Source organism: Streptomyces sp. NPDC033270 (genome assembly GCF_055576575.1).
In genome coordinates this window covers 263,617-273,265 of the sequence record NZ_JBVIRA010000006.1, presented here as the reverse complement: position 1 = coordinate 273,265, position 9,649 = coordinate 263,617, and the positions used below count along the sequence as shown (strand labels likewise).

Genomic DNA, 9,649 nt, shown 5'->3' with positions numbered 1-9,649 from the left:
GTTCATTCCGTTCCAGGTCACTGGGCGGCCGGGCGGCCCGGTCCAGTCAGGAGGCAGGGGGGAAGCGTCAGATCCGGCTCAGGGCGTCCGGGCCGGCCCGGCCGTCGAGGACCGCGTCGAGCAGCGCCGCCCGGGCGTCGGTCTCGAACGCGGGCTCGGCCGCGGGGGGCGGGACGGCTCCCGGCGGCGGGACGGGTACTTGGCCGTCCGCGGGCACCCAGTAGCGGTCGCGGGCGAAGGGGTAGGCCGGCAGCCGCACGGTGCGGCGTTCGCCCGCGGGATGGCCCGCCTGCCAGTCGACCGGGGCTCCCTCGCACCACAGGGCGGTGACGTGGTCGAGCCGCCCGTCGTGCAGGGCCCGGGTGACCTCGGGGGCCTGCTCCGGCTCGCGCCGCACGCCGGCGCCGCGCGACCGCCGCAGGCCGCCGGTGTGCCAGCCGGCGGGCTCGTCGCCCGCGAGGAACCGCTCCAGCGTGCCGAGCACGTCGTCGAGGCTTCCGGCGACGAAGCCCAGGCGCGCTTCCATGGCCTCCCGGCCGACCTGGAGGGTGAACGCCAGGTCCGCCAGATCCGGGGCGTGTCCGTCGCGGCGCGCCCGGTCGAGGAAGTCCCGCAGCCGGCCGGCCGCGGCCCGCAGCCGGCCGTCGTCGCGGGCGGACAGCACGATGGCCTGGGAGGCGGCCGGGCGGGCCGGCTCCGCCGGTGCGGACGCCACGGGGGGTGCTTCGAGCACGACATGGGCGTTGGCGCCGCCGAAGCCGAAGCTGCTCACGCCGGCGCGCAGGGGCCACGGCCGCCCGGTGGCGTCGGTGCGCGGCTCCCAGCGGCGCAGCTCGCGCACCACCTCGAAACCGCCGCCGTCGAGCGGCAGTTGGGGGTTGGGCCGGTCGCAGTGCAGGCTCGGCGGCAGCTCGCGGTGGCGCATGGCCAGCAGCACCTTCAGCACGCCGGCCAGGCCCGCGGCCGACTCCGCGTGGCCGATGTTGGACTTCACCGAGCCGAGCGCGCACGGCCGGGCCGGGTGCGGCGGCCTGCCCTCGGCGGTGCGCAGCGCGCGGTAGGCCCGGTCGAGGGCGTTGACCTCGACCGGGTCGCCCAGACCGGTGCCGGTGCCGTGCGCCTCGACGTAGCCGATGCTGTCCGGGTCGATGCCGCGCATCGCGTCCTGGATCAGCGCGGTCTGTGCCTTGCCGTTGGGGGCGGTCAGCGAACCGGCGCGGCCGCCGTGGTTCTCGGCGCTGCCGCGGACCACGCCCCAGATGGCGTCGCCGTCCCGCCGCGCCCGGGCGAGCGGCTTGAGCAGCACGGCCGCGACGCCCTCGGCGCGTACGTATCCGTCCGCGCCGGCGGCGAAGGTCTTGCAGCGGCCGTCCGGGCTGAGCATGCCCGCCATCTGCGTCGCGGCGAAGGTGTCCACGCTCAGCAGCAGGTTCACCCCGCCCGCGACGGCCATCTCGCAGCGGCCCGAGCGGATGCTCTCGACGGCGCGGTGCAGCGCCACCAGCGAGCTGGAGCAGGCCGTGTCGACGGGTTCGCTCGGCCCGTTCACGTCCAGCACGTAGGAGATCCGGTTGGCCAGCATCGAGTGGGCGTTGCCGGTGGCGGTGAAGCCGTCGGGTGCCACGCCGCTGGCGTTGAGCAGGTGGTGGTAGTCGCCGCCGGAGACGCCGAAGTAGACGCCGGTGTCGGCGGGGAGGCGCGCCGGGGCGTAGCCGGCGTTCTCCAGCGCGGCCCACACGGTCTGCAGGGCCAGTCGGTGCTGCGGGTCCATCAGCTCCGCTTCGAGCCGCGAGAGGTGGAAGAAGTCCGCGTCGAAGCGGTCCACGTCCTGGACCAGGCCGGCGAACTTCGGGAAGTCCGCCCGCGCCACGACGTCCGCGTAGGGGCCGTCGAAGCGGTCGCCGGGGTAGTCGGTGATCAGGTCCTCCCCCGCGCGCAGCCGCTGCCAGAAGGCGTCCAGGTCGTCCGCGCCGGGGAACCGCCCGGCGGCGCCGACGATGGCCACCGCGTCGTCGTCCGGCTCGGGTGCCGCCGGCGGCTCGGGGGCCTGGAGCGGCTGCGGGAACGCCTGGGCGGCGGCGACCGGCGCGGGGGCGTCGGCGGCCGCGGGGCGGGTCAGCTCGGGGCCGTAGCGGCTCTGCAGGTGCTCGGCGAGGCTGCGGATGTCGGGGCACTCGAAGAAGACGGCCGGGGTGAGGTCCGTGCCGAGGAGGCCGTTGAGTTCCGAGGCCAGTTTGGCCAGCGCGATGGACTCGAAGCCGTAGGCGTGGAAGTGCGTGTCGAGGTCGATCTCGGCCAGGTCGAACTTGAGGAGGTCTGCGACGGTCTCGCGCAGCGACGCCAGGAGCGCCGCCGGGGCGTCCGCGCCCGCGGCGGTCACGGGCGGCGCGGACTCCGGCCGCTCGGCCGCCGGCCGGTTCCGCTCCCCCGTACCGGCCGGTGCCGGCGGCAGCTGAAGCGGCGTCGGCGACAGTGCCGCCGGTGCCCGTCCGGCCTCGGCGGGAAGTGCCGGATCGAGGGCGTCGACGGTGAACTCGGCGTCCTCGATACGGCCCAGCACCCGGCCGTCCTCGTCGAGGAAGGCCACATGGAAGACCGTCTCGGACGTCCGCGCCAGCACGATCGCCCGGGTGCGCTCCCAGTGCTCGCCCTGCACCGATCCGACCCGCGCCACGGCGGCGTCGACCCGCCCCAACGCGTGCGAGGCGCCCTGGACCAGCCCGGCGAGCGCCCAGGCCGGGAGCTGCACCTGCCGCTTGTGCGGGTCCTGGCACATGGCCGGTTCGGCGACCCGGACGAGCAGCCGGTGGCCGTCGAGTTCGGTGACCCCTTCGACGCTGCGGGCGTACGGCCGGGCGTCGAGACCCGCACGGCCGAGCGCGGCGTAGAAGTCGTCCTGGTCCAGGGTCGCGGGCGCGGAGAGCACCTGCGGCATCGAGGCGTCCTCGGCGGGCGCGGACGGTACGACGTCGGCGGCGAAGCGCACGGTGGCCTCGGCGGCGTCCCACAGCTCGACGCGGTGCCCGCCGTCGTCGCACGTGCCGAGCCGCCAGGTGAAGGCCTCGGGGGCGTCGGCGGGCGAGGGGAGCGCGGCCCACCGCGCGTGCCGCAGCCGCAGCGGGCCTGCCAGCCCGGCGAGCCGCGCGAACGCCAGCCCCGCGTCCAGCAGCGCCACCGTGGCGTAACGGCGCTTGCGGCCCACGGTGTAGACGTAGTCGAGGAGTTCGTCCCCGCGCAGCCGGAGGGTGTAGCGCACGCCGTTGAGGTCGGAGGCGTTGACGCCGACCCAGGGGTGCGCGCGCCGGGTGAAGGCGAGCGGCCGCAGCACGCTGGGCGCGTCGTCGTCCTCGGGGTACCAGCAGCGCACCTTGTCGAAGGGGTAAGCCGGTAGCGGCGACTTGGCCGGGCGGTGGCCCGCCGGCCACAGCCGGTCCCAGTCGACGCTCGCGCCGTCCGCCCAGTGCCGCGCCAGCTCCGCCTGGCCGCCGTCGCGCAGGGCCTGTTCGACGCTCGCGGCGTCGGCGGTGCGCCGGCGCCGCAGCGTGCTCGCGGTGAAGTGCACGCCCGCGGGGACGGCGGGTGACGGCGCCGTGAAGTCCACGGCGGACAGCTGGGCCAGCCGGGCCTCGGCGTCGGCGAGGTCGTCCGCGACGAAGGCCAGCCGGCACGGCAGTTCGTTCTTGCCGGTCTGCAGGGTGTAGGCCAGGGCGTCCAGGCCCGGTGCGGTCCGCCGTATGTGCGCGTGGAGGTCGCCCAGCACCGTCCGCAGGGCCTGCGGCGTCATGGCGGAGAACACCAGCAGCCGCGGGCGACCGCGCTCCGGTGCGGCGGCGACCTGCCCGTCGTACTCCTCTACGACGAGGTGCACGTTGATGCCGCCCGCGCCGATGGACGTCACACCCGCCCGGCGCGGCACCTCCTCGCCGCCGACCACGGGGCGCCGCCACGCGTCGCGGCGGCGCTGCACCACGAACGGCGTGCGGTCGAAGTCGATCGCCGAGCTGAGCGTCTCGGCGTGCAGCGAGGGCGCCAGCGTGCGGTGCTTGAGCTGCAGCAGCACCTTGGTCAGGCCGGCCATGCCGGATCCGGACAGCAGGTGCGCCACGTTGGACTTGACCGAGCCCAGCGCGCAGAACCCCAGGTCCGGGGTGTGGCGGCCGAACGCGAGGGTGGCGCCCTTGATCTCGATGGGGTCGCCGAGGGAGGTCGCCGAGCCGTGGCCCTCCAGGTAGCTGATGGTGCGGGCGTCGACGCCGGCGTCGTCGAGCGCCTTCTCGATGGCGCGGGCCTGCTGCTGCGGGCTCGGCACCGTGAAGCCGTTGCGGACCCCGGCGTTGGTCATGCCGCTGCCCTTGATCACGCCGTAGACGTGGTCGCCGTCGGCGACGGCGTCGGCCAGCGGCTTGAGCACGAGCGTGCCCACGCCCTCGCCCAGGATCGTGCCGTCGGCGCCGAGGCCGTAACTGCGCACGACGTCGGCCGACTTGGTGGTGAAGTGCGCCTGCGAGGTCGCGATGAGGTCGAACGGGTGCAGCATCAGGTTGATGCCGCCGACGACGGCCACCCGGCACTCGCCGCCGCGCAGCATGCGCACCGCCTGGTGGACGCAGGCCGACGCCGAGGAACACATGGTGTCGAGGAACACCGACGGCCCGGTGAAGCCGTAGTGGTAGGACAGCATGTTCGCCATCACGCCGAGCTCGCTGCCGCTGGTCGCGGTGCCGCGCATCAGCATGTTCTGGAAGCCGTAGAGCGCGTAGCTGTTGTTCATCGAGCCGACGAGCACGCCGACGTCTCCGTCGTAGCGGCGCCGCAGCGTCTCGCGTGAGTAGCCCGCGTCCTCCAGGGCCGTCACGCCGGCCTGCAGGAACAGCCGGACCTCCGGGGACAGCAGCTCGGCGTCGCGCTGGGAGATGTTGAAGTAGCGCGGATCGAACGCCTCGACGTCCCGCAGGAACGTGCCGGTCCTGACGACGGTCTTGCCGTCGACGTCCCGCTCGTCGAAGTAGATGTCGCTGTGCCGCCACCGCGCCTCGGGGACGGGTTCGAAGCTGTGCCGGCCCTCGCTGAGCAGCTCCCAGAACTCCTCCAGGGTGTCGGCGCCGGGGTAGCGGCCCGCCATGCCGATCACCGCGATGTCGTGGCGGTCCGGGTCGGCGGGCCGGGGGGCCGGGGCGGGCCCGGTCGTGGGAGCGGGCGGGTGCGGCTCCGTCACGGCGGGAACCTCGGCGGCGGGCGGGGCGGCGGGCGGCTCCTCGACCGCGGCGGCCACCGGGGCGGGCTCCTCGGGTGCGGGTGCTTCGGGGGCGAAGAGTTCCCGCAGCCGGTCGCGGTGCTCGGCGACGAAGTAGCCGGCCGCGCCCCGCAGATCGACGTACTCGAAGAAGAGCGTCTTGGGCAGCGACCCGAAGGTGTCCTCCAGCCTGCTGGTCAGCTCGACGATGGAGATCGAGTCGATGCCGTAGGTCTCCAGCTTCTCCTCGGCCAGGATGTGCTCCGGGTCCTGGAGGGTCACCTCGGCGAACAGGTTCCGCAGCAGGTCCTGTGTACGGGTGAGGAGTTCGCCCTCGTCCAAGGCGGCCGGCGCGGCCGCACCGGCCGCCTCCCCGGACGTGCGCGGCCCGGGCTTCGCGGCGCGGTCCAGGCCCGCGTATCCGCGCAGCTTGGCGCGCTCCCCGAAGAGCACCACGCGGCGCACCGGCGCGGCGGGGTGCAGTGCGCGCTCCAGCGCGTCCAGGCCGGTCCCGCTCGGCAGCGGCACGGTCCCGGTGCGCTTGCGCAGATAGGCCAGGCTGGCGTCGTCCACGCGCATGCCCCCGTCGGCCCACAGCGGCCAGTCCACCGAGCGGGTCACCCGGCCGGCGGCCTGCCGTCGTGCGGCGAAGGCGTCGAGGAAGGCGTTGGCGGCGGCGTAGTCGGCCTGCGCGGCGTTGCCGAAGGCGCCCGCCACGGAGCCGAACAGCACCAGGAAGTCCAGGTCGTGGGCGCGGGTCGCCTCGTCGAGGTTCGTGGCGCCGTCCACCTTGGGTGCGAGTACGGCGGCGGCGGATGCGAGGGGCTTGGTCGCGAGGTAGCCGTCGTCGAGGACGCCGGCCGCGTGGAACACCCCGTCGAGCCGTCCGTACAGCGCGCGGATGTCCGCGGCCGCGTTCCGCACGGCGTCGGGGTCCGTGACGTCGATGCGGCGGTAGGTCACCTCGCCGTGGGCCAGGCGGGCCCGCAGTGCCAGGGTGGCCGGGCTGTCCGCCGAGCGGCCGCTGACGACGACGGTGGCGCGGTGGCGCTCGCAGAGCCGCTCGGCGAGCAACAGGCCGAGTCCGCCGGCGCCGCCGGTGATCCAGTAGACGCCGCCGTCGCGCAGCAGGGTCCCGCCCGCCTCGCCACGGGGCAGCTCCACGAAGCGGTGCCGCACCCGGCGGTCCTGGGCGTCGTAGGCGACCTCGGTGTCGTCTCCGGTGCCGGCCTCCGCCCGGACCACCCGCTCGAAGCGGTCGGCGTCGCGGGGGTCGCAGGCGTCGAGGAGCACCAGTCGGCCGCTGAAGGAGGGGTTCTCCTGCTGTGCGGTCTTCAGCAGCGCCGCCAGCGGCGCGTAGACCGGCGAGTCCGGGGCGCCCGGCGCGACGACGAGCACCTGCCGTCCCTGGCCGAGCAGTTGCTGTACCTGCGGATAGCAGGCCTCGAAGGCCGTCTTCATGGCGGCGGCGTCGGTGGCGGCGGCGGTGGCCACCGCCAGCTGCCGGACGTCCAGGCCCAGCCGGGCGGCGCTCGCCGCGGCGAGGTCGCCGTCGAGTGCGGCGTTGAGCACGGTTACCGGGCGGTCCGGGGTGGCCTGCCCGGCTGCGGGGGCCGGGGCGGGGGCCTCCTCCCAGACGCCGGTGACCTCCAGCAGTTCCCCGTCCGGGGCCTGCGCCGCCGCCGGTTTCGCGCCGGGCAGCTCCCTGGACGTGTAGCCGGAAAGGCGCACGCACAGCCGGCCGGCGTCGTCGAACAGCTCGATGTCGGCTCCGGTCGGGACGCCCTTGTCGCCGCCGGCCGGCCGCAGCCACGCCCACATCGTCGAGGTCGTCGCCGCGTGCACGGTGAGCCGGTCCAGCGCGAAGGGCACCGACGGGGCGGCGGGCCGGCGCCAGCCGTCGTCGGCCTCGCCGAGGGCCAGGGCCGCGAGCAGGGCGCTGTCGAGGATCGCGGGCTGCAGCGCCATGCCGTCCGGGGTGCCCGCGGGCAGCCGCAGCTCGGCCAGCACGCCGTCCGGACCGCGGTGCAGGGCGTGCAGGCCGCGCAGCGCGTGGCCGTGCTCGATGCCGCTGGAGCGCAGCGCGGCGTACCCCTCGGCGACGTCCACGCGCCGGGGGAACCGCTCGCGCAGCGCGGCCGGATCCGTCCGCTCGTCCTCGGCGGCCTCGGCGTACTCGACCCGGCCGCTGGTGTACGGCGTGCCGTCGCCGTCGATGATCGCGTAGTCGTAGCCGTCGGCGGCGGGCGTCAGGCGGAGCCGTGGGAAGAGCCCGGCGTCGCCGACGAGCAGCGGGCGGATCCACACCGCGTTGCGGATGCGGGGCACGAGCCCGGCCCGGGTGCCCGCGACGGCGGCCCGTCCGGCCGCCGCGGTGACGAGTTCCAGGGCCAGCACGCCCGGGACGATCCGTGCGCCGTTGACGAGGTGGTCGCGGACGAAGCCCTGTGCGGCGTCGAAGTGCAGGGGGAAGGTCCAGCCGTCGCCGTGCGGCTCGCCCGCGCCGAGCGGGGCGGGCGCGGGGTCCGCCGCGCCGTGCTCCGGCCCGGTGTCCGCCCCGCCGTGCTCCGGCCGTCCGGCCGGGTCGTTCCGGGTCGGCCGGAACCAGTGCGGCGTACGGGCGAACGCATAGCCGGGCAGGTGAACCCGGCGGCCGCGCTCGGGCCACTGCGCCCAGTCCACGGGCAGGCCCTGGGCCCAGGCGGCCGCGAACTTGTCCCACCTCTCCTGCTCCAGCCAGCGCTCGGCCAGCGCCGTCAGATCGTCCGCGTCCAGGCCCTCGGGCGCTTCGGCGCCGGCCCGGCCGCGCGGGCAGTGCGCGGGCGGCTCCTCCCCCGCGGCGACGCTCTCCAGCTGTGCCGCCCACTCCTCGATGTCGCTCGCCCGGAACACCACGCGCTCGCGCAGCGGCACCCGGCCCTCGCGCAGCGTGCGGGCGACATCCGTCAGGGACGGGGGGTCGTCGTGCTCGATGCGGGTGCGGACCCAGCGGGCGAGTCGGTCGCAGGTCTCACGGAGCCGGTCCTCGTCCCTGGCGGACACCGGCAGCCACTGTTCGCCGGTGTCCTCGGTGGCGGCCACCGGCTCCACGGCCTCCAGCAGGGCGTGGGCGTTGGTCCCGCCGAAGCCGAAGGAGCTGACGCCCGCGCGCAGCGGTGCGGACCCTTCGGTGTGCCAGTCGGTGAGGCGGTCGAGGACGTACAGCGGGCTGTCGTCGAGGTTGATGAGGGGGTTGAGCTTGCGGAAGTTGACCGTCGCGGGCAGCTTGCGGTGGCGCATGGCGAGGATGACCTTGAGCATGCCCGCGATGCCGGCGGCGCCTTCCAGATGGCCGATGTTGGTCTTCACGGAGCCGATGCCGCACCGGTGGGCCACGGCCGGGCCGGGCCGGTCCGCGGCCAGGTCGGCGAAGGCCTGCTTCAGGCCGCGGACCTCGATGGGGTCCCCGACGGGTGTGCCGGGGCCGTGGGTCTCCACGTAGCTGACGGTCTCGGGTGCGATGCCGGCCTTGCGGTAGACGCCGGCGATCAGTTCGGCCTGTGCGGCGGGGTTGGTGACGGTCAGCGAGCTGGTGCGCCCGCCGTGGTTGCTGCCGATGCCCTTGATCACGGCGTGCACGGCGTCGCCGTCGCGACGGGCGTCCGCGGCCCGCTTGAGCAGGACGATGCCGCCGCCCTCGCCGCGCACATAGCCGTTGGCGCCGGCGTCGAAGGCCCGGCACAGGCCGTCGGGCGAGAGCATGCCCGCCTTGGCGAAGGCGATGAAGTGCCGCGGCGACCAGGTCAGGTTGACCCCGCCGGCCAGCGCCAGGTCGCAGTCGCCGGCCTGGAGGGCCGACACCGCCTGCTGCACGGCCACCAGCGAGCCGGCGCAGGCCGTGTCGTTGACGACGCTGGGGCCGCGCAGGTCGAAGTGGTGGGAGACCCGGTTGGCGATGATCGCGTAGGCGGCGCCGGTCGGGTAGTAGGCGTCGATCTCCTCGACTTCCTGCTCGATCAGCTCGGCGTAGTCCCAGTGGCACACGCCCATGAAGACGCCGGTGGCGGAGCCCGCGACGCGGTCGGCCCGGTAGCCGGCGTCCTCCAGGGCGTGCCAGCTCAGCTCCAGGGCCATCCGCTGCTGCGGGTCCATGGACCGCGCCTCGCGCGGGGAGATCTGGAAGAAGTCGGCGTCGAAGCAGTCGGCGTCGTCGACGAAGCCGCCCCAGACGCTGTTGGTCTTGTTGAACTCGCGGCGCGGGTGGCCGAGGTGGTCCTCCTTGCGCCAGCGGCGCTCGGGGACCTCGCTGATCAGCGAGCGGCCGGCGGCCAGGTGGCTCCAGAACTCCTCGGGCGTGCGCGAGCCGGGCAGCCGCAGGGACAGGCCGACGACGGCGATGTCCCGGTCGTCGGCGAGGACGTCGTTCTCCTTGTTCAT

Annotated in this window: 1 protein-coding gene; it reads right to left on the bottom strand. The window is 75.2% G+C overall.

The window, feature by feature from the left end:
* Positions 1-67: 67 nt before the first annotated feature.
* Positions 68-9,649 (bottom strand): SDR family NAD(P)-dependent oxidoreductase, encoded by a 9,582-nt coding sequence (locus tag ACZ5XZ_RS12640; RefSeq protein WP_468977026.1) that lies wholly within the window; start codon positions 9,647-9,649, stop codon positions 68-70.

What these genes read in the sequence shown, in the direction of transcription:
- ACZ5XZ_RS12640 (WP_468977026.1), bottom strand. Translation starts at nt 9,649, where the DNA reads ATGAACAAGGAGAACGACGTCCTCGCCGACGACCGGGACATCGCCGTC.